Origin of the sequence: Geopseudomonas sagittaria, assembly GCF_900115715.1 — a bacterium.
In the GTDB taxonomy this organism is placed as follows: Bacteria; Pseudomonadota; Gammaproteobacteria; order Pseudomonadales; family Pseudomonadaceae; genus Geopseudomonas; species Geopseudomonas sagittaria.
In genome coordinates this window covers 66454-87380 of the sequence record NZ_FOXM01000016.1, presented here as the reverse complement: position 1 = coordinate 87380, position 20927 = coordinate 66454, and the positions used below count along the sequence as shown (strand labels likewise).

Here is a 20927-nt window from a genome sequence, read left to right as displayed (position 1 = left end):
GAGAGCAGGATGAAATTCAGCGAACAATGGTTGCGTACCTGGGTTAACCCGCAGGTTGCGCGCGATGAACTGGTGGCCCGCCTGTCCATGGCCGGCCTCGAGGTGGATAGTGTCACCCTGGCTGCCGGCGCATTCAGTGGCGTCGTGGTCGGCGAGATTCTGGCCACCGAACAGCACCCGGACGCCGACAAGCTGCGCGTCTGCCAGGTGAGCAACGGCGGCGAAACCTTCCAGGTGGTCTGCGGTGCACCCAATGCCCGTCCGGGGATCAAGATCCCCTTCGCCATGATCGGCGCGGTGCTGGGCGAGGACTTCAAGATCAAGAAGGCCAAGCTGCGCGGCGTCGAGTCGTTCGGCATGCTCTGCTCGGCCGCCGAGCTGCAGATCAGCGAAGAGAACGATGGTCTGCTCGAGCTGGCCGCCGATGCGCCGGTGGGCGAGGACATCCGCAGCTACCTCAATCTGGACGACGCGAGCATCGAGGTCGACCTGACCCCGAACCGCGGCGACTGCCTGTCGGTCGCCGGTCTGGCCCGCGAAGTCGGTGCCCTGTACGACGCCCCGGTCACCCGTCCGGCCATCGCCGCGGTGCCGGCGGTGCACGATGAGGTGCGCAGTGTTGAGGTGCTGGCCAGCCAGGCCTGTCCGCGCTACCTCGGCCGGGTGATCCGCAATGTCGATCTGTCACGTCCGACCCCTCTGTGGATGGTCGAGCGTCTGCGCCGCTCCGACGTGCGCGCCATCGACCCGGCGGTCGACGTCACCAACTACGTGATGCTCGAGCTGGGCCAGCCGATGCATGCCTTCGATCTTGCCGAGATCAAGGGTGGCATCCGCGTGCGCATGGCCGAGCCCGGCGAGAAGCTGGTGCTGCTGGATGGCCAGGAAGTTACCCTGCGTCCCGATACCCTGGTGATCGCCGATCACGAGCGCGCCCAGGCCATCGCCGGCGTGATGGGCGGCGAGCACAGCGGCGTGGCCGCCGGCACCCGCGACCTGTTCCTCGAGAGCGCCTTCTTCGACACCATCGCCATTGCTGGCAAGGCCCGCTCCTACGGCCTGCACACCGATGCCTCGCACCGCTTCGAGCGTGGCGTCGATTCGCAGCTGGCCCGCGAGGCCATGGAGCGCGCCACCGCGCTGCTGCTGGAAATCGTCGGCGGCGAACCCGGCCCGATCGTCGAGGCCGTCAGCGCCGCCGATCTGCCGCAGCTTGCTCCCGTCACCCTGCGTGCCGAGCGCATCGAGCAGATGCTTGGTCTCGAGCTGCCGGCTGCCGAAGTCGAGCGCCTGCTCGTTGCACTGGGTCTCAAGGTTGCTGCCAGCGGAGTAGGGCAGTGGCAGGTTGAGATCCCCAGCCATCGCTTCGACCTGTCCATCGAGGTGGACCTGATTGAGGAACTGGCCCGCCTGTACGGCTACAACCGTCTGCCGGTGCGCTACCCGCAGGCGCGTCTGGCGCCGCAGCCGCAGAGCGAGACGCGTGCCGATCGCGGTCAGTTGGCTCGCCTGCTGGTCGCTCGTGGCTATCAGGAAGCGATCACCTTCAGCTTCATCGATCCCAAGTGGTTCGAGCTGTTCCACCCGGGCGTGCAGCCGCTGACCCTGGCCAACCCGATCTCCGCCGACCTGGCCGCCATGCGTGCCTCGCTGTGGCCAGGCCTGGTCAAGGCGCTGCAGCACAACCTCAACCGCCAACAGAACCGCGTGCGTCTGTTCGAGTCCGGCCTGCGCTTCGTCGGCCAACTCGATGAACTCAAGCAGGAAGCCATGCTCGCCGGCGTGCTCTGCGGCAGCCGTCTGCCGGAGGCCTGGGCCAATGGCCGCGAAGCCGTGGACTTCTACGACCTCAAGGCTGATGTCGAGGCGCTGCTGAACTATGGCGGTGCCGGCCCTTCCTTCAGCTTCGTGGCTGGCGAGCATCCGGCCCTGCATCCGGGGCAGACCGCGCGCATCGAGCGCGACGGCCAACTGGTCGGCTTCATGGGGGCGCTGCACCCGGAGCTGGTCAAGACCCTGGGCCTGGATCAGCCGGTGTTCCTCTTCGAGCTGGTGCTGGCCGAAGTCGCCGCCGGTCGTCTGCCGCAGTTCCGCGAGCTGTCGCGCTTCCCCGAAGTGCGTCGCGACCTGGCGCTGCTGGTGGGGCGCGAGGTGTCGGCCGAAAGTATGCTGGCCGAGATCCGCGGCCAGGCTGGCGAATACCTCACCGACCTGCGTCTGTTCGACGTCTATCAGGGCAAAGGTATTGATCCGCTTAGCAAAAGTCTGGCAGTCGGCTTGACCTGGCAGCATCCATCGCGCACTCTTAACGACGAAGAAGTCAATGAAAATCTGCAAAGAATCATTGCTTCACTGGGAGAAAGGTTCCAAGCCACGTTAAGGAAGTAGCGTATGAAGGCCCTGACGAAAGCCGAGATCGCCGAACGCCTCCATGAGGAGTTGGGCCTGAACAAGCGTGAAGCCAAGGAGCTGGTTGAGCTGTTCTTCGAGGAGATTCGTCAGGCGTTGGAACATAACGAGCAGGTCAAGTTGTCCGGTTTCGGCAACTTCGACCTGCGCGACAAGCGCCAGCGGCCAGGACGCAACCCCAAGACGGGCGAGGAAATCCCCATCACCGCCCGTCGCGTGGTGACCTTCCGACCCGGGCAAAAGCTCAAGGCGCGAGTCGAGGCCCATGTCGAACCTGAACCCAAGCCATAACGACGAGCTGCCGCCGATTCCCAGCAGGCGCTATTTCACCATTGGTGAAGTGAGTGAGCTGTGTGCCGTCAAGCCACATGTACTGCGCTACTGGGAGCAAGAGTTTCCTCAGCTCAGCCCGGTAAAGCGCGCGGGTAATCGTCGTTATTACCAGCAGCAGGACGTGCTGATGATCCGCCAGATCCGGGCCCTGCTCTACGAGCAGGGTTTCACTATTGGCGGCGCGCGCCAGCGGCTATCCAGTGAGGAGGTGCGGGATGAAAGCACCCCGTACCGCCAGCTGATCCGGCAGATGATCGCCGAGCTGGAGGACGTGCTGCGGATTCTCCGCAGGCCGCTGTGAGTCTCCAAAAAAGCTTCCACAATTCATATGCTTAGTGTATATTTCACCTCGTCTTCAGAAGCTTGAAGGCATGTCGGGGCGTAGCGCAGCCCGGTAGCGCACTTGCATGGGGTGCAAGGGGTCGAGTGTTCGAATCACTCCGTCCCGACCAAAAATCCCTAGAAAATCCAAGCACTTACGGGTGCTTGGATTTTTTTATGCCTGTTGTTTTTGCTGGCGGATCAGAAATTGTCCGTTCTGGTGACCGTTTGGTGACCGTATGTACTTGGCTGGGATGCCCCCGTGACAGATCAGAGTCTGTAGGGGCTGGCTACGCCTCCGCCATCTCCCGCACGCAAAGCCTGGACTCTGCGACTTGGAGTTTCTGGGGGATGGTTTTGACCTGAGCTGCGAGCTTGCTGGAAGCAACACCCTGCGACGCTTGAGGTGTGCAGCCTCGAGGCGACTGCTGCCCATTGCGTCAAGCTGCTGTTAGCAGTGGTCAGATCAAGCCTCCCCTTGCGGCTCGACCAGGCGCAGAAAGGGATTGTCCATGGGGATGGCCTGGAAAATCGTCCCAGCCGGCTCGAGCAGATAGCCTTTGAGCCGACTCGCCTTGCGCCGCGGTCCCTGCACTTCACATTCCCAGATATTCAGCCCGTCAGGCCGCTTGCGGTGCTGCTGCAGGGCCTCGAAGCGCCTCTGCACACGGCGCCAGGGTTCCGCCGTGCCAGCCTGCGTGCTGAGTTCAGGGTGTTCCTGGCAATAGCGCTGGAAGATGCCGGGGGTGACCAGAAAGGCCATGCCGGCCACCGTGTGCACCTTGGCTCCGCTGTCATTGATGATCAGTGAATGTCCGGCGATTCCTGCCTTGAGCCAGTCGAGAAAATCCAGGCCTTGATCGCTGCTCGCAGGCAGTACCTGAGGGGCCTGTCTCTCTTCGGTAGCGGGTGCTTGCTCTGCATCAGACTCAGTGTCCAGCAGGCTCAGCAGCTCATCCACTGCGTCGGGCAGCGTGGGAGGTGTGCTCGGCGGGAGAGATAGGACTGATGGGCTTTTCGCAGGGTTTGGATTGTCTTCAGTGGCCTCGACCCGAACACTACCGGTAAACATCGCTGGTCGCTCCTCTTTCTGCCAGATCAGCGCCGGCGGCACCTTGAGCAGGGTGAAGGGCTGGTGCCAGGTGCCGTCCTCGATGGTGGCGCTCCAGATCGCCTTGCCCTCTGGCGTCGTCTCGACCAGGCCATGCGCCTGCAGCTCATCGAACATCGCCGAGTTGGAGGTCGGGATGCCGTCGATCGACTGTGCCAGCAGCCAGGCGCGTAGCTTGTCGGTCACCGTCTTGCTCACCAGCCACAGGGCATCTTGGGTCAGCCAGCCGGCAGCGCCCGGTTGGTTGAGTTTCAGCTCCTGGAGCAGCAGGTGACGCAGTCCCGTTATCAGATGGTGTTGCAGAGCGTGGGTGGGGGCCTGCAGGGCTTTTTGCGGATTGCCGCCGATGTTCTGTGCGGTGGACACCCGGTCGGCCTGGATGATCAGTTCGCCCAAGGTGCCGGCTCGCTCGTACTGGCCGGAGAGGGCATACAGCAAGCTGCTCCAGAGCGCTGGGAAACCGCTGAGCCAGTCGAGGCTGGCGTTATCGAGCACCTGCCGCAACAGCAGCCCGCTGGCGGCGGAGTGCAGTTGGTAGTCGCGCGGTCTGCGGTAGCTGAATCGGTAAGCCTGTTTCAGCGGCCCATGCCAGGGGTGCCAAGCTGAGCCATCCTGTTGCTCGACCTCGATATCCACAGCGATCTTGCCCACGTCATGAAGAAGGGCGCCGTAGGCGAGCCCGGCGGACCAGGCGTCCGACTGCGAGGCTTGGTCTTCCGGCGCTGCTCCGCTCGGCAGCAGGTGCGATTGACGCAACTTGAGGACGCAGGCGACCAGTTCCAGACCATGATCCAGCAGGCCACCCGAGTAGGCGTGATGGTGTGTCTCGCTGGCTGGGAGTTGCTGGACCAGCTCGGCGTAACGTTGGATCGGGCCGAGATAAAGCTGCTCGAAGAGCGGGTGGGAGAGGGCGGTGTACTGCCAGATGCGCTCGAGCAGCTGGCGTCGATGCGCGGGTTGCAGCAGTTCCGAGGCGGGCTGTGCTGCGAGATAACCGGCGGGTAGCGGGTCGGCGAAGGATGTGGCCTTTTGCGGCTTGCGCTGGAACAGCCAGAGCATCATGTTCTCCGGGAATAGCCGAGATGGCGGACCTTTTGGCCTTTTCGGGTAGGGCTCTTACCCTTGTCCACCATTCCCTTCGGACCCTTGTCAGCCTTTTTGCCCTTTTGCCGGGAGGCTGTCGGAAGGAAAATCGAACAGTCTGGATTCGCTTTGGTGGCAAGCCCAGCTGATCCCGCGTGTTTGCAAGAGGGTATCTGTCACAGCCTACCTGAGCGGCCCCGGATTGCCCGGGGCTGTTTCAGGTCAGGTAGCGAGGGGATGATCCTCGGCCAGGTTGATCAGGTACTCGCTGGCTTCGCGGGCAAAGCCGCCGGCGAGGAAGAGAAATTTCTTATCCGACTTCAGCGCCTTGAGCCACGAGTTGATGTAACCCTCATGCCGGAGTTCGCCCTGGATGCCGGCACGGGCGCACAGAAAGGCCGTGCCCATTTCGGCGACCAACTCTTCGAAGGCGTAGGCGTCGACGCCAAAAGGCGAGGGCGCGAAGGTTTGGTGACGCTTCAGGCGGGAAGCATGACCTGTCCAGTGGGTCAGTTCATGCAGGGCCGTCGCGTAATAGCCGGATTCGCTGGCGAACTGCTTCCTTTCGGGCAGCTGGATCAAGTCCTGGCTAGGGTTGTAGAACGCTTGGTCAGCTGGTCGATGCACAATCCGTGCGCCGGACCGCTGCAGCAATTGCTCGGCATACAGGTTGGGATCGAATTCGTCTGTTGGCGGCGAGTCTTCGGCTTCAGTTTCATACAGTCCTTCCAGTCCCTCGGTCTGCTCGATGTTGAACAGGAAGTTGGCTTTCAGCCAAGCGACCTGCGCCATCTCGGGGTTGCCTGCTTCGTCCAGAATCGGGTTACCGTGCTCGTCCTTGGCTTCGCGCTCCAGCGTCTTGTACAGAACAGCCAGTGTGCTGTGTTCACCCTTGCGGATATGGCCACCGGCACTGCGGGCCTGATTGAAGGTTAACCAGCGATCCTGGCTGAACCCCTGCAGCTGGGCTTCGGCCCACAGCAGGGGAATGTTGACACCCCGATAGGGCCGCCCGGTGATCGCATTGATAGGGAAGGGGGGATAGGTCGAGCCTCTTGCCGGAGACCAGGGCTTAATCCAGGGAATGACACCCTGATCAAGGGCGGCAACGATCTTGTTGGTGACGTTCTGGTAGATGTCAGTCATGGGGATTGCCTCGAAAAAGGGAACCCATACCCGGACGGGGATGCTGGTCCCCGGTGGGTGAAAAACTGGATGGCGGCAATGTCTCGCTCTGGAGTGGACATGCCGCGCCTGGCGAGCTTGAGGTGGAGTGGGCGTTCGTCACCGAAGTGATCGTGCGAGCTTCCGAACGCTGATCGCACTTGGGGAGTTGAACCACCAGCCAGCTGGCGCAGCCTTGAAGGTCCTGGCTACCTGGGGGTAGCTGTCGATGACAGCGATCCGTAACGAATTAATTAGCTACGCTTGGAAAGGGTGTCAACCGCATGGGAGGACGGCTTCCTGACATGTTTTCCACCGCTTTCCACTGAGCTCTGGGAGCTGCGAAAAAACTTTCCGGAGACTGGACGGTCACTATTGAAGCAGCGGCATTGCGCACGTTATCCAAGGGAGGTCGCTGGAATGAAATCTGTCCATGGCGTTTCAGCCTGGCAGCGCCTGGGATACCGGTTGGGTAATGCATGGCGTTGGCAGCAGCATTTCGAGAGGCGTGTGGCCCAGCGAGTTGAGCTTGCAGGTTTTTCGACTGGCAAAGTACTCATTAAATATATGTTTCTGATAGCAAAAGTCGCCTTGATTGGTTCGCTAATCCTGATCAGTTTTTGGCTGTTTGTGACAGTAGCTATCATTGCTGCGAGGCTATGGGTACAGGTTAATACTGGCTGCCAAAGCTTCCCCAAGGATTTTCTATGGCATCAGGCCTACGGTGATCCTTACGGGGAATACGAGCTTGAACGCGTTCCAGGGCAATCTGATCTGGATGATAAGTAGCTCGTTGCATTGACGCTTACTTATTGCCCATCGATTTCCCCGCAGATAACAGGGTGTCTGCTCCTTTGGCGCCAGCGTTTTGCGCGTGAATCGAGCCCTTGGAGAGCATGCTGTCCGCGATATTCCCTACGCTATATCCGGCCCAGCCCATTGCTGCCAGAAATAATGCAGGTAGCACAACAAACATCGCGCCCATCACATAACCGATCACCTGTGCTGCCACGGTGGCGTCATCCATGCCTGCTGATGGTAGGGTCAGCAGCAGTCGGTCGCCGAAGGCCACGCTGCCGTACAGGGTGTCGAGCATGCTGGAGTCGACCCAGCGGGCAAGCTCCCACCAGAAGGTCAGCATGTGCAGGGTGAACAGGGCGAAGGTCAGGGTCATCAGCACTTTCAGTTGGTAGGTGCTGATGAGTATCACCAGCGGCAGACAAATGATGGTGCCGAGCAGCAGAAAGGCTTGAATCATCGGTAATGCTGTGCGCAGGGCGTTCATGGCTGGGTAGTTGCTGAGGGTGCCGAAGGCCAGGCCGGTGTTGGTGGCCAGGTTGTTGAGGCGATGGCCGATCGACTCGCTGCGGCCGTTGCCACCGTAATCCTGATAGATCTGCCCAGGGGCCATGGTCAGCGATTGCATGCGCGGACTGACCAGTTCGCGCAGGGTGGCATTCTGGATCTCGGTCAGCGAGCGGCCGCTGAGCCAGCCACTGAGCTGGCTCCACAACCCCGGATCGACCTGCTCGACCAGGCGAGCCCGCAAGCCTATGACGGGATCCGACCACCACTGGCGACAACTGGGGTAGCCTGCGCCGTTGGGCAGCTGGGGCAGGGTCGCGTCGCGCGCCTCGTCATAGGGCCAGTTGAGTCGCGGGCTACGTGAGCGGTCGACGTCGTAATAGCCCGATGTGCTGAGAAAGTATTCAGAGCCGATCCAGGACGCCGCATGGTCCTCCTCCTTGCTCAGCACTGGCCGGTTGGTGAACAGGCGGGCTCGCGATCGGCCGTAACAATCCCGGGTGAAGTCAGCGACTTCCTGCAATAGCACCTGATCGTTAATCCGCGTCTCGTCGATTTCCATGCGGATCTGCCGGATGTCCGGTGCACAGGGGATGGCCGCGATGCCGGCCGCGGCTACACCCTTGCTAAGGGTATGCACCAGAAACCACCACAGAGGCACATTGGCCGACTGGTTGCCCAGAGTATCGAAGGTTACTCCCCAGGCGGTATTGCCCGGCTGCGCCACACTGATGCCGCAGCGCTCGCTCGCCGTGGCATCCAGTTTCATGCTGGTCAGACTGACCGGCAGCATGGGGACGCAGGCAAACAGCAGAACGACATAGGCCAGCCACAGGCGGTTCTCGACCCGGGCCACCGAGAGCAGCCCCTTGTTACCCTCGTCGGCGCCCTGTTGCCGGGCCGACAGCCACTCCTGGAGGATGATGGCGCCTAGCGGTGCGGCGAACAGGCCGGTATCCAGCAGCACGTTCCACACCCCGTTGTTGACGATCCAACCGAGCAGGGTCAGGTAGAACTCGAGGTAGCTGTTGGTGCTCATGGCAAGTCCTCAGATGAGTCCGGAGCGGCTGATCTCGATCCAGGCGATCAGCACTGCGCTAAGCAGGCCCAGGCGCCGCCACTGCGTTTGTGCTGCTGCCTGTGTCTGGCGCCGGTCAACCTGATGCCATAGCCCTGCGATGGCGGCATACAGACCCAGGCGCCATAGCAGGAGGTAATGACCGGCGCTTTCAAGTGCCTGCTTCCACTCAGCCACGCGATCCAGGCGCTCGATGCCCAGCTGGATCAGCAGAAGTGCCACCAGCAGCAGGCAAAAAACCAGAGTCACGGGAGTCAGCCAGTGCCGCTTCATGGGTTGGTACTCTGGGAGCGGTCAGCCTCCTTCAGGCGCTGCGGCTCGGGATCGGCCTGTTGCACGGCACGTGACGCTGTGCTGACGGCTTCCTGACGCTCCAGCACCCAGCGGGCGGTGTTTTGAGCCAGGGTCTGGCGTATCTGCATCTCGATCTGCAGGGTGCTTATTTCCCGCTCCAAGGTGTCAATGTTCTTCGCCAGGGCCTTCTGTGCGGGCTCGGCCGACTCGACGTTGGGCTCATGCCCGCCGGCAAGCAGAGTGCGCAGCAGCAGCAGCGACTTATCGATCACGCTGGATAGCGCGACTTCACTGGCCAGACGCCGGGCCAGCAGATCCTGATCGGGATCATCGCGCAGTGCCTCGATCACCCCGCGACTGACCTGCAGCATGGGGCTCGAGGCGGCGGCCAGGCTGTCAGCATTGATCGGTGTCGAGCCATCGAGCAGCGCCTGCAAGGCCTGCAGATGCTCGGTAAAGGCCTCCTGGATCAGGGGCGTGAGACCCGCCCCGGCAGTGGTGCGCCGGGTCTCACAATCGTCACAGGTCGCGACTTCGGTCTCGCCCAGCACGCGTACTGCCCAGTCGGTAGCGGCCTGCGGTGTGCTCCAGGTCCGGCAGAGCGCCGTGTCATCACAGTCGTTGCCGACGAGAGCCGCGCTTTCGGTGACGGCTCGGCCATGCAGCAGGTTGTAGCCGGAGCGCACCACATCGCTGGTGACGCGGATCGGCTGTTGTCCTGTGCCGCCGGCCTTGTTGCCGCCGATCCAGGTCACTCCCTGATTGCCGTTGTTGCGCTCGGTGCCCTGCACCACGCTCACCGCATCCTGGCTCTGCGCCAGGTTGCTCTGCATTTCCTGGCCTTTAGCCAAGGCCCCCCAGCTTCCCTGGTCGATGGTGTCGGCCATCTTCTGTGCCATGGCCTGGCAGGTTAGCTTGGAGCGATCGAAGTCAATGCGTCCCTGTAGGACGCCATTGCTTAGCAGCTCATACAGCCCGGGGTTGGAACGCTGGATGATCAGCGCCGGCAGTGACATGACTGCTTGGGTGGCGTTCTGCACGATGCTGCCCATAATCTGCTGGAAACCGTTGGTGAGCCCGTTCAGCTGGTTCTCCAGGGTGGTTTCCAGACTCATGTTTCCGCACATCAGATTGGCCTGCCAGGACAACCCAACGCCGAGGCCGCCGGGGCGGTACAGGGTGCTGGGCGAACCCACGGCCGAACCGCCGCCGATGGTGTAGAGCACCCGGTCATCCAGTACTTCGCCGCTGGCCCCCAGACGGTAGTCACTTGCCGCCGAGGCACTTGCGGAGCACAGGATGATGGCTAGGCAGAGGCTGCGGGAGATCTTGGGAGCAGGCAGCATAGATTTCATGATCCACCTCACTGGGCAAAATTGATGCTGCCGATAAAGAGTTGCCCCCGGCGCTGGCAGCAGCTGTAGGGGCGCCACAGCGACCAGGCATAGCCGCCGTCCTCGCTCTGTACTGCATCGCTGGGAAAAATTGCGCAGGTGTTCTGCATGACCGGGTAGAGCAGTTGCCACTTGTGGTTCCCGGTCTGGTTCTCCATCACTGCTGCAGGTGGCCAGTAACCGGCGGAGGCGTCGGGAGTCAGTGGTAGGTAGACATGGGGCTGGCCGTCGCGGGTGACGACATCGGCGGTACGTTGCGCCATCACCGCCGCGGCCTTGAAGTCATCGGGTTGGACCAGAAAGCCCTGGCGGGGATAGACGTTGCCCCACATGTTTCCGCCGGTTTGGCTGCCGATCTCGCGCTGCCCGGGGATGAGCGACTCCGGGTAGAGGTTTTCCGGCACACCATGGCGCCAGGCCAGGGTATCCAGAGTGCTGAGGAAGTAGGGCAGGAAGGCCGTGCCGCCGCTAGCACAGGCATAGCCGGACCGGGAGGCGAGCTGCGTGGAGGCCCAGCCGCTCGGGTGGCCGATAGCATCGGTGTTCTTGAATCGGGGCAGGTTGTCACGCCGAGTGCTGGGCGTGATCAGGTTGCCGCCTCCTTCGGCTCCCACTATGGGCGATGACAGAGAGGCCATCTCGATCCAGGGATTGCTGCCTGTGGTGGCATAGCTGGAGACGACCAGCTCCGGAATGAAGTGCCTCACCTTGACCGATGTCCGCACGTCGCAGCCTGTAGAGGTGCAGAACAGCCAGAAACAGACTCCCACTACCTTGTATTCGAGGCAGTTGGACGACAGCACTGAGCTGGCAATGCTGGCGGTGTTCAGGGCAAAGGCGGGCAGAGGAAGAGCCAGACTGGCAAGACATGCACGACTGACCCTCAGTAGCGCAGTTGCAGGGCTTTGGTCGGGGGAGCATGGGCGGGACATGACGTTGCCTCGATGCAGAAGAGCGTCGGGGCAGGATTGATCGTTGGATGGAGGATTCCAATGGAATAATCGACAACGGGGCGTCGATTTATAGGGCGGTTCGGCTGCTGTCGGTGGTCTTGGGGGGGGGCAGGGTTCGGGTCGGTAGTGGTCGCAACGAATGGCTGCGCCCTCATTGGTAGAAGCTGCCCACGGAGCCTGGCTCACGCACGGCTTATAGCCCAGAATTTATTTGCGCCCGTGTGATCGTCATCGTGCAGGAGGATTGACCGGTTTCTTGTTGCAATCATGCCTGAGCTGAGCCGCTTTGATCTGATGCGCGGTCTCGTCCACCACACGTTCAGTCGCTCCCAATCTTGCGATAAGAAAGAACTTGATGAGGTCAGTATCGAAAGCAGTTCCGCCCCGCATGTTTGGCTCGATGCATCGCCTGGCCTGCCTGCCTGACCAGCTCGTCGACCGACATGCCAGGCTTGTACAGGGCGATACCGATGCTGGTGGAAACCTGCAGGTGCAGGCCCTTGACGACAAATTCCGCCTGCATGGCGGCGGTCAGCTTGGCGGCAACGATCTCCGTGCAGTCAGGCGCGGAAAGGTCTTCAAGCAGCAGGACGAACTCGTCACCGCCCAGCCGGCATCATGATGCCGGCCTCCAGCTCGAACAAAAAGCGCTCGCCAACTCCTGCGCCAACGGCAGATCGGACTACGTCAGGCCTAGCTGCTTCCGTGCTGCTCTCAGAGGTTGTGAATTTTTAGATTCTGAAGCCTGCTGTGCCGCGATGCGGGGGAACATGCGGGATTCTCCGCTTCGCGCACTTTTGCACTGTCCGGGCCGCAGTGGTGGGGGGCCGAGACGCATAACGGTGCGTTTTGCCCAGGTTGCTGCGGCCCGCGGCCCTCTCAGGTCATCGCCGGCATACCCAGCAGCACCCCAGGCGCCAGCTCAAGCATGCGCATCAGGTTATGCGCCAGCGCGTACCACAACAGCACGCTTTTGACCTTGTCCAGCCCGCACACGTTGAAGCGCTGCAAGCCGCGGTTGCGGGCGATGGCGTTGACGCATTCGGCAGTGGCGGCGCGCTCCTTGTAGATCTCCTTGGCTTCATCTGTGCCCATCCGTTTCCGCCAGGCGGCGATGGTCTCGCTGTCGTCTGGGAGGGCGGCATGAGGATCGCGCTCGGCGTCCTTGGGCTTGGGCAGCGGGGCATACACGGTGGTGGTCGGCGCCAGGCGCTCGATGTCGTCATGCTTGGCGAAGCCGCCGTCCACCAGCATCTCCTGCGGACGGCGCGCGTAACGCTCGTCGAGCTGCTCGACCATCGGCGCCAGCTGGCCCAGGTCGCTGCCGCGGGTCACGACATCCACGCCCAAGATCACCTGGCTGGCCGTGTCGGTGGCCAGCTGCACGTTGTAGGCCGGGCGAAAACCGCCGTCGGGCATCTTCATCACGCTGGCCTCGGCATCCGTGGTGGAGGCCCGGGCACTGCTGGCCGGCTTGCCTTGTGCCTGCTTGATCTTCTCGACCTTTGGCAACTGGGCCAGCGCCTTGGCGATGCGCTCTTCGCGCTCCCGCGCGGCACGCTCGCGCGCCGCCTGCTGGCGTCGCTCGGTGGCCGCCGGATCGTCCCGCACTTCGCGCTTGAGGGCCTCGACCTGCTGGCGGGCCTGCGCGTGGAACTGCTGCAGTCGCTCCTTGCGTCGGAACGAGGCGGCGCCGGCGTGCGCACGCACGCGCATGCCGTCCTGCGCTACCTGCTTCATGGTCACGGTACCCGTAGCCAGCAGACTGGCCACATTGACGGTCAGCAAACGATCCAGAAAAGCGCCCTGTCCGACCCTGAAGTCCGACAGGGTGTGGTGGTTCACCTGCACCCCGCCGCACAGCCAGCGATAGGCATCATGCGCTTCACACAGCCGCCATCCACCGCTTTGATCCCGGCGTACAACGGCGAAAGGTCCTGCCGCTCGACGTAGCCCCACACCAGCCGCGCCTGGTGATCCTCCGAAAGCAAACTCTCCAGATCGCTGGGGCGCAGCTCGATCTGATTCCGGTTCGGGCGCTGCACACGCGCCGCCGCAGCCTTGCGGGGCGGCGCAGGCCGTGAGTCTGGAATAGGTAGATCGTCGAACAACTCGCCACCTGAGCCTGTCATTTCTTGCCTCCGGTCCAAATCCTGCGCCTATTCTCGCAGAGCGCAGGTTCGGTGGTTTTTTTCACAGCCTCTCAGGACTGCGCCGAGGACTTGTGCGGAGTCGATGTGAATCATGGTCTGCTCGAAGGGTTTCCGATCGGGAAAATATTTGAGAGAAGGTGCGCGAATACAAGCAAACTTTCCTGATCGGGAATGAGATGAAGGTCTTCTCGATGCCGCTCGCAGCAAAACGAACGACAGATAGCTGTTGCGTCGATCCGGGCCTCTTCCTGATGACGTCCGCTGGCCTCAAGTATGCAATCTTGGCATGGAAATCAGCAAAAACTGGTATTGGACTGTAGATCTATGGCCGCCCTAGGCTCTGCCCAAAGACGGTTTCCCCTCCCTTGAGCGGAGCTGGCACGAGCGCGATTGATGCCGAGAAAGAGACGTCCTTGTAGTTCGTTCGATTCTCAATATCCAAGGTTGCAATGTCATGACGATTGAAGCGGGTATTAAGCTGGCCGAAGGGAAAATCCTCAAGTGTGTGGCAGCGCTGCGCGACGATGCGGTGCAGATGCTGGGCGAACTGGTCGAGCAGCCCTCACTGTTGGGCGAGGAAGCCTCGGCTCAGGCCTACATGGAAGGCGTGTTCCGCGACCGCCTCGGCCTGCGCGTGGAGCGATTCGACATCGACGAGGACAAGATCCGCAACCACCCCGGCTATTCGCCCTCCCTTGTGTCCTATGACGGCCGCCCCAACGTGGTTGGCGTGCACCAGCCGCAGGGGGGACGCCGGGGCAAATCGCTGATCCTCAACGGCCATGTCGACGTGGTGCCGGTAGGCACCGAAAAGCTGTGGACCCGCCCGCCCTTCGAGGCCTGGGTCGAAGGCGACCGCCTGTACGGCCGCGGCTCGTCGGACATGAAAGCCGGCATCGTCGCCTACTCGATCGCCCTCCAGGCGCTGAAGCAGGCTGGCTACGAGCCAGCCGCGCCGGTGTTCCTGCAGTCGGTGGTCGAGGAGGAGTGCACCGGCAACGGCGCCCTGGCCTGCCTGGTGGAAGGCTACACCGCCGATGCGGCGATCATTCCCGAGCCGGTCGGCGGGGTGATGACCTGCCAGCTGGGCGTGATGTGGCTGGGCATCACTGTCATGGGCGTGCCGGCCCATGCAGCCATGGCCCAGGACGGCACCGATGCCATCGGTTTTGCCCTCTACCTGTTCCATGCGCTGAAGAAGCTGGAAGCCAGGTGGAATCAGCCCGAGTCGCGTCACGCCTGCTACAGCCAGCACCGCCATCCGGTGAACTTCAACCTCGGCAAGATCCAGGGCGGCGACTGGACCTCTTCGGTGGCCTCGGAATGCTGCATCGACGTGCGCATCGGCTTCTACCCGGGACGCACCCGCGAGGAGATCAAGACCGAGGTCGAGGCGGTGCTCAAGGAGGCCTTCGAGCAGAGTCCGCACGCGGCATCCTCCCAGTACGAAGTCACCTACCAGGGCTTCCAGGCCGAAGGCTGCGTGGTCGACATGAACGACCCGGTAATCCGCGACCTGGAGCAGGCACACCTCGATGTGGTCGGTAGCGAGGCAGCGCGCCTAGTCTTTACCGGCACCACCGATGCGCGCTTCTTCAACCTGTATGGCGGCATCCCGGCCACCTGTTACGGCCCGGTTGGTGGCTCCATCCACGGCATCGACGAGTGGGTTTCCATCCAGAGCATGATGGAGGTGGCTGCGGTTCTGGCCATATTCATGGCGCGCTGGTGCGGACTTAACAAGTTGCCCGAATAGTTGACGGCAATTGAGAGTATCGGTTCAGGTGTAATCCTGAGCTTCTAATCAAATCGTCGGGATATCGAGTGGACAGGCAATTCAAGCCAGTCCGCTGCGGCTCTCTGCGCACAATAAAAACAATAGGCAATATTAATTTTCTGCCTGTTCATGAATTTTAATAAAACTAACAAGGTGGTTTTATGAATAGGGTAAATGTCGTCGGTGGCGCGTGTCTGGCGTGTGCCGTTATGTCCACTCTGCCGGCGCACGCCGAGACTGCCGCGAGCAAGCAGGCACTGGCCGGAGGCTTTTTCGAGGAAGACAGCCTTACCTTCAGTACCCGCAATTGGTATGCGCGGGAAGCTGCGAAGAACAGCAGCGCGTTCGCCATCCGCAAGGATTGGGGCGTCGAGCGCACTCACGATCGCAACACCTGGGTGCAGGGCTCGATCCTCAAATACAGCTCCGGCTATACCCAGGGACAGGTGGGCTTCGGTCTGGATGTGGCGGCCTTCAATGCCCTCGCCCTGGAGAGCGGCAAGGGCGCGGTAGCAGGCGGGCGCAACCGCACCCTGACCGAAGACGACGGCGATGTGGTGGCCAATTGGAGCAAGGTGGGCATCGCCGACATCAGGATGCGCGTTTCCAATACCGAGCTGAAGGCCGGGCGTTTCAACGTCCGCAATCCGGTGATGAGCTTCTCCGATACCCGTGCCCTGCCGGCGACCTACGAAGGCTTCGCCCTGACCAGCGAAGAGTTCCGCAACCTGTACATCCAAGTCGGGTCCTTCGACCGTGCCAGCCCGCGGGTGGGTGCGGGCAGCGAGAAGCTCAGAACCCAGTACACCCTGGCCGATATCACCAGCGACCGGGTGTCCTTCGCCGGCTTCGACTACAAACCCTGGGCAGGCGGCCAGTATTCAGCCTGGTACTCGAACCTTGAGGATATCTGGGACCGCTACTATCTGGGCGCTTCCCAGGAGTTCGGCGACGGTCCGCTGCGCCATCGCCTCGCCGCCAACTACTACTTCACCGAGGACTCGGGCAGCGCCAAGGGCGGCCCTATTGACAATCACGCCTACAGCCTGGCCTTCACCTCCATGTATCAGGGGCACTCGGTCACCCTGGCCTGGCAGCAGATCGACGGCGACGAGTACTTCGACTACGTGCGCGACTCCAACGCCATCAACCTGGCCAACGCGCTGGTCTCCGAATACAACGGGCCGAACGAGAAGTCGTTGCGCCTGACCTACGGGTACGACTGGACCACCCAGGGCGTGCCGGGGCTGACTACCACGGTGTGGTACGCCAAGGGCTGGGATATCGACGGCACGCATTACCGCGGCGGTGCCGGCGGCCTCTACGCGTTCGGCCTGGGCCAGAAGGACCTCGACCATCACGAAGTGGCCGGTATGCTCAGCTATGCCGTGCAGTCCGGGCCGATCAAGGGCGCCAACTTCACCGCCGGATACGTCCAGCACCGCGCCAGCCAGAACCAGGGCGACGGCAGCTTCAACGAGCTGCGCATCGTCTCCAATTTCCCCTTCAAGCTGTTCTGACCCCGCGCGAGGCTGACTGATGAAATTCAATTCACTGTTGCTTTCAATCATGCTGGCTTCCGGCGCTGTGTCCGCCGCACCGGCCTCCAGCGACTGGGTCAAATCCGCTGCCGATGCGGTTGAACGGGAGGTCATCGACCTGCGCCATCACATTCACCAGCATCCGGAACTGGGCAACCAGGAAGTGAAGACCGCAGCACTGGTGGCCGAACACCTGCGCGAGCTGGGTATCCAAGTGCGCACCGGGGTGGCCAAGACCGGAGTGATCGGCGTCCTTGAAGGCGGCCGTCCAGGGCCGACCATAGCGCTGCGCGCCGACATGGATGCGCTGCCGGTCGAGGAACAGACCGGCCTGCCGTTCGCCAGCAAGGCGCGCGGCACTTACCTGGGCAAGGAGGTGCCGGTGATGCACGCCTGTGGCCATGACGCCCATACCGCCATGCTGCTCGGCGCCGCCAAGGTGCTCGCGGCGAACAAGGACAGAATCGCCGGCACCGTGGTGTTCCTGTTCCAGCCGGCCGAGGAAGGTGCGGCGGACATCGACTTCTTCGACCAGACGCAGATCTACGGAGCCCGCCATATGATCAAGGACGGCGCGCTGGACCAGCCCAAGGTCGAGGCCATCTTCGGCATCCATGTGATGGCTCAGATGCCCTCCGGGGAGGTTCGCTACAAGCCGGGGGCCGCCCTCAACAGCGCCGACGGCTTCCGCGTGACCGTGACCGGCAAACAGACCCACGGCTCGATGCCCTGGACCGGTGCCGATCCAATCGTCGCCAGCGCGCAGATCGTCAACGGCCTGCAGACCCTGGTCAGCCGCCGGGTCGACCTGCGCGAAGGCATGGGCGTGGTCAGCGTCGGCACCATTCAGGGAGGTAGTGCCGGCAACATCATCCCGGAAACCGTGAGCATGACCGGCACCATCCGCAGCAACAGCCCGGGCATCCGCGACAGTATCCACAGCCACCTGCCGCCGCTGGTCGAGGGCATCGCCGAGGCCAACGCCACCAAGGCCAAGGTGGAGCTGGCCAACTACGCACCGGTGACGATGAACGACCCGGCGCTCACTGCGGCCATGCTGCCGGCGCTGGAAAAGGCCGCTGACGGCAAGGTCGGGCAGCTAAGTTCACCCAGCGCCGGCAGCGAGGACTTCTCCTATTACGCGCAAAAGGTGCCTGGCCTGTTCGTGTTCCTCGGTGCCACACCCGCCGGCGTGGAGATGAGCAAGGCGGCTAACAACCACAGTCCGTTCTTCGCGGTGGATGACGCCACTCTCAAGACCGGCGTGCGGGCGCATGTCGAGTTCGTCCTGCGCTATCCGCAGGTGGCAGAGCAACTGGCGGCTGCGCGCAACAAATCCTGAGCGGCTTTGCCTCTTGACGGAGGCGAGAAATCACCTTATTGGCAGCAGTCTTCCAGCGGCGTAAGGCCCTGCCTGAATCACAGATGTGCAGAGGTTATCTATGGAACAGTCCACAGGTCTGAGCCGGCGTACGCTCTTGGCGTGGATCGGCAAGACAGCGGGTGCGGCGGCCATGTACCAGGCCATGACCGCCCTCAGTTTTGCTGGCGAATCCAGCTACAAGGGCCATTTCGAACTGAGTGCCGCCCCTGCCGGCGCCAGCGTGCTGGTGCTTGGCGCCGGCCTGGCCGGCATGACTGCGGCCTACGAGCTGCGCAAGGCCGGCTACAAGGTCAAGGTGCTGGAGTACAACGCCAAGGCCGGCGGACGCTGCTGGACTCTGCGCGGCGGCGACCGCTACACCGAGCTGGGCGGCACCAGCCAGGACTGCCGGTTCGACCAGGGCCTGTACTTCAACCCCGGCCCGTGGCGGATTCCCTACCACCACCATGCCATCCTCGATTACTGCGGCAAGTTCGGGGTCAGGCTCGAGCCGTTCATCCAGGTCAACCACAACGCCTTGCTGCACTCCAGCCGGGCGTTCAACGGCCAGCCGAAGCGCTACCGCGAAGTACAGGCTGATTATCAGGGGCACATCGCCGAGCTGCTGAGCAAGTCGGTCAAGCAGGGCGCACTGGATCAGCCGGTTAGCGCCGAGGACCGCGAAAAGCTGCTGGAAAGCCTGCGTGTCTGGGCCGGCCTGGATGACAGCAACAACTACATCAAGTCCATAGGCAGCAGCATGCGCCGGGGCTTCGCGGTCGATGCCGGCGGCGGCTTGATGCCGGAGGCAGTCACTTCCGACCTCCTCGACCGCCAGGCGCTGCTGCAGTCAGGCCTATGGCTGTATCTCATGGTCGGCCAGTTGCATGAGTTCCAGACCAGCATCTTCCAGCCGGTCGGCGGCATGGACATGATTGCCCAGGCGTTTGCCAAGCAGATCGATGGCCTGGTTCGCTACAACGCCAAGGTCACCCGCATCCAGCAAAACGACAGCGGTGTCACCGTCACCTATGAGGACACCACCGGCAGCGGCGGCACCAGGCAGGAAAAGGCCGACTGGTGCGTCTGTACCCTGCCACTGTCAATTCTCAGCCAGCTGCAGGTCGATGTTGCCGCTCCGATGCAAAACGCCATCCGTGCGGTGCCCTATGGCGCCTCGGCGAAAATCGGCCTGCAGTTCAAGCGGCGCTTCTGGGAGCAGGACGAGCGGATCTACGGTGGCATCAGCTACACCGATGCACCGATTGGCCAGATCGGCTATCCCAACTGCGACTACGGCAGCTCTGGCAAGGGCGTGCTGCTCGGCGGCTATGTCTGGCAAGGCAAAGATGCCTTTGAATTCACCGCCATGTCCCCCGAGATGCGCGTGAAGAAGGCGCTCGAGCAGGGTAGTCAACTACACCCGCAGTATCGCGAGGAGTTCGACAACGGCATTGCCGTGGGTTGGCATCGGGTACCGTGGACCCATGGCTGCTATGGCGTCTGGAGCGACGAAGCGCGCAAGGCTCATTACCACAACCTGTGTCAGATCGACGGTCGCCTGATCCTGGCTGGCGAGCATGTGTCGCATCTCCCGGCCTGGCAGGAAGGCGCCATTCTCTCTGCCCAAGATGCCATCAGCCGCCTGCATCGCCATGCTGTGGCCAGACAGACCGCCGCCTAAGCGCAAGGAAATCACGATGAACACACCTCGATTGATAGTCACGCTGGCGCTCGGCGGCCTGCTCACTGCGCAGGCCCAGGCCGACAGCGCGGTGGCGGTATCGACTGCCGGGCAGCAGGCGCAACGCGACGGCGAAACGCTGTACCACACGATCTGTCAGGCCTGTCACATGGACCAGGGCCAGGGGGCCAAGGGCGCCGCCGCCTACCCGGCGCTGGCCAACAACCCGCGCTTGGCCGCCGCGGCCTATCCGATCTACATGGTCGCCAATGGCCAGTCGGGCATGCCTGCCTTCAAGTCCAGCCTCAGCGATGAAGAGATCGCTGCGGTGGTCGGCTACATCCGTAGCCATTTCGGCAACCAGTACACCGAACCGGTCACGCTGCAGGACGTCAGGAACGTCACCCGGCGCTGACCTTCCCCAACCAAGGAACTCCAAACGATGAACAAGCTCATGCAGAACGTCCTGACCGGCGCCGCCCTGACCGGCGCCCTGCTGGCCACCCAGGCCAACGCAGCGGATGCAGTAATCCGCCACAAGATCCCCAACTCCAGCTTCCCCATCGCCCTGGCTGTCGAAGTACCGGCCACGGCGACCGTGGTCAACCTCAGCGGCAGCGTACCGGTGACGATCGACGCCAAGGCCCCGGCCGACAGCCTGGCCGCCTACGGTGACACCGAGGCGCAGACCGTCAGCGTGTTCAAGACCATCGACAAGACCCTGCAGAGCCTCGGTCTGAACATGGGGGACGTGGTCAAGATGCAGGTATTCCTGGTCGGCGATCCGACCAAGGGCGGCAAGATGGACTTCGCCGGCTTCATGAAGGGCTATGGCCAGTTCTTCGGTACCGAGGCACAGCCCAAGCTGCCGGCGCGCTCGGTGATGCAGGTCGCCGGACTGGTCAATCCGGCCTGGCTGGTAGAGATCGAGGTAACCGCCGTTCGTCCCTGAGGCGGGCTGCGG

General features: G+C 62.6%; 17 protein-coding genes, 1 tRNA gene and 1 pseudogene. 11 read left to right on the top strand and 8 right to left on the bottom strand.

Annotated elements, in window-relative coordinates; genetic code table 11:
• The first annotated feature begins 9 nt into the window (after positions 1–9).
• The 4 genes from pheT to BM297_RS17475 all read left to right on the top strand — a co-directional run bounded on the left by pheT (position 10) and on the right by BM297_RS17475 (position 3194).
• Positions 10–2388 (top strand): phenylalanine--tRNA ligase subunit beta, encoded by a 2379-nt coding sequence (gene pheT / locus BM297_RS17490; protein ID WP_092433834.1) that lies wholly within the window; start codon positions 10–12, stop codon positions 2386–2388.
• A 3-nt stretch (positions 2389–2391) separates the two neighbouring features.
• Positions 2392–2700 carry an integration host factor subunit alpha gene (gene ihfA / locus BM297_RS17485; protein WP_092433832.1) on the top strand — a complete coding sequence of 103 codons (309 nt, stop codon included), beginning with the start codon at positions 2392–2394 and terminating at the stop codon, positions 2698–2700.
• Positions 2675–3043 carry a MerR family transcriptional regulator gene (locus tag BM297_RS17480; protein ID WP_092433830.1) on the top strand — a complete coding sequence of 123 codons (369 nt, stop codon included), beginning with the start codon at positions 2675–2677 and terminating at the stop codon, positions 3041–3043. The genes ihfA and BM297_RS17480 overlap by 26 nt, the downstream gene beginning before the upstream one ends.
• Before the next feature lie 74 nt (positions 3044–3117).
• Positions 3118–3194 (top strand) — tRNA-Pro (locus BM297_RS17475).
• A 335-nt stretch (positions 3195–3529) separates the two neighbouring features.
• On the opposite strand, the gene mobH is transcribed toward BM297_RS17475, so the two are convergent.
• Positions 3530–5233 (bottom strand): MobH family relaxase, encoded by a 1704-nt coding sequence (mobH, locus tag BM297_RS17470; RefSeq protein WP_092433828.1) that lies wholly within the window; start codon positions 5231–5233, stop codon positions 3530–3532.
• 246 nt (positions 5234–5479) lie between these two features.
• On the bottom strand, positions 5480–6403 hold the full coding sequence (locus BM297_RS17465) for an ArdC family protein (RefSeq protein WP_092433826.1): 924 nt from the start codon (positions 6401–6403) through the stop codon (positions 5480–5482).
• 438 nt (positions 6404–6841) lie between these two features.
• Between BM297_RS17465 and BM297_RS17460 the strand changes: the two genes are divergently transcribed.
• On the top strand, positions 6842–7210 hold the full coding sequence (locus BM297_RS17460) for a DUF3742 family protein (RefSeq protein ID WP_092433825.1): 369 nt from the start codon (positions 6842–6844) through the stop codon (positions 7208–7210).
• Between the two features lie 16 nt (positions 7211–7226).
• Here BM297_RS17460 and BM297_RS17455 read toward each other — a convergent pair whose 3' ends face one another.
• The 6 genes and pseudogenes from BM297_RS17455 to BM297_RS17430 all read right to left on the bottom strand — a co-directional run bounded on the left by BM297_RS17455 (position 7227) and on the right by BM297_RS17430 (position 13577).
• Positions 7227–8765 (bottom strand): conjugal transfer protein TraG N-terminal domain-containing protein, encoded by a 1539-nt coding sequence (locus tag BM297_RS17455; RefSeq protein ID WP_092433824.1) that lies wholly within the window; start codon positions 8763–8765, stop codon positions 7227–7229.
• Positions 8766–8774: 9 nt separating this feature from the next.
• Positions 8775–9077, bottom strand: coding sequence for a hypothetical protein (locus BM297_RS17450; protein ID WP_092433822.1), 303 nt, complete (start codon positions 9075–9077; stop codon positions 8775–8777).
• Positions 9074–10453, bottom strand: coding sequence for an integrating conjugative element protein (locus BM297_RS17445; RefSeq protein WP_092433821.1), 1380 nt, complete (start codon positions 10451–10453; stop codon positions 9074–9076). The genes BM297_RS17450 and BM297_RS17445 overlap by 4 nt, the downstream gene beginning before the upstream one ends.
• A gap of 8 nt (positions 10454–10461) precedes the next feature.
• Positions 10462–11424 (bottom strand): TIGR03756 family integrating conjugative element protein, encoded by a 963-nt coding sequence (locus tag BM297_RS17440; protein ID WP_092433820.1) that lies wholly within the window; start codon positions 11422–11424, stop codon positions 10462–10464.
• Positions 11425–11806: 382 nt separating this feature from the next.
• Positions 11807–12031: a diguanylate cyclase domain-containing protein gene (locus tag BM297_RS22395; RefSeq protein ID WP_394328024.1), complete on the bottom strand. Its 225-nt coding sequence runs from the start codon at positions 12029–12031 to the stop codon at positions 11807–11809.
• A 293-nt stretch (positions 12032–12324) separates the two neighbouring features.
• Positions 12325–13577, bottom strand: a pseudogene (locus tag BM297_RS17430) (transposase).
• A 475-nt stretch (positions 13578–14052) separates the two neighbouring features.
• On the opposite strand from BM297_RS17430, the gene BM297_RS17425 reads away from it, so the two are divergent.
• From BM297_RS17425 to BM297_RS17400, 6 genes are all read left to right on the top strand, one after another.
• Positions 14053–15354 (top strand): M20 family metallopeptidase, encoded by a 1302-nt coding sequence (locus BM297_RS17425; protein WP_092433816.1) that lies wholly within the window; start codon positions 14053–14055, stop codon positions 15352–15354.
• Positions 15355–15584: 230 nt separating this feature from the next.
• Positions 15585–16895: an OprD family outer membrane porin gene (locus BM297_RS17420; RefSeq protein ID WP_245768289.1), complete on the top strand. Its 1311-nt coding sequence runs from the start codon at positions 15585–15587 to the stop codon at positions 16893–16895.
• 19 nt (positions 16896–16914) lie between these two features.
• The gene (locus BM297_RS17415) at positions 16915–18258 is read left to right on the top strand and encodes an amidohydrolase (RefSeq protein WP_092433812.1); all 1344 of its coding nucleotides are present in this window, start codon (positions 16915–16917) and stop codon (positions 18256–18258) included.
• A gap of 100 nt (positions 18259–18358) precedes the next feature.
• A complete protein-coding gene (locus BM297_RS17410) occupies positions 18359–19963 on the top strand; it encodes a flavin monoamine oxidase family protein (RefSeq protein ID WP_245768288.1) in 1605 nt (534 codons plus the stop codon).
• Positions 19964–19979: 16 nt separating this feature from the next.
• Positions 19980–20378, top strand: a complete 399-nt coding sequence (locus BM297_RS17405) for a c-type cytochrome (RefSeq protein ID WP_092433808.1) — start codon at positions 19980–19982, stop codon at positions 20376–20378.
• A gap of 39 nt (positions 20379–20417) precedes the next feature.
• Positions 20418–20915 carry a RidA family protein gene (locus BM297_RS17400; protein ID WP_245768292.1) on the top strand — a complete coding sequence of 166 codons (498 nt, stop codon included), beginning with the start codon at positions 20418–20420 and terminating at the stop codon, positions 20913–20915.
• Positions 20916–20927: the final 12 nt, after the last annotated feature.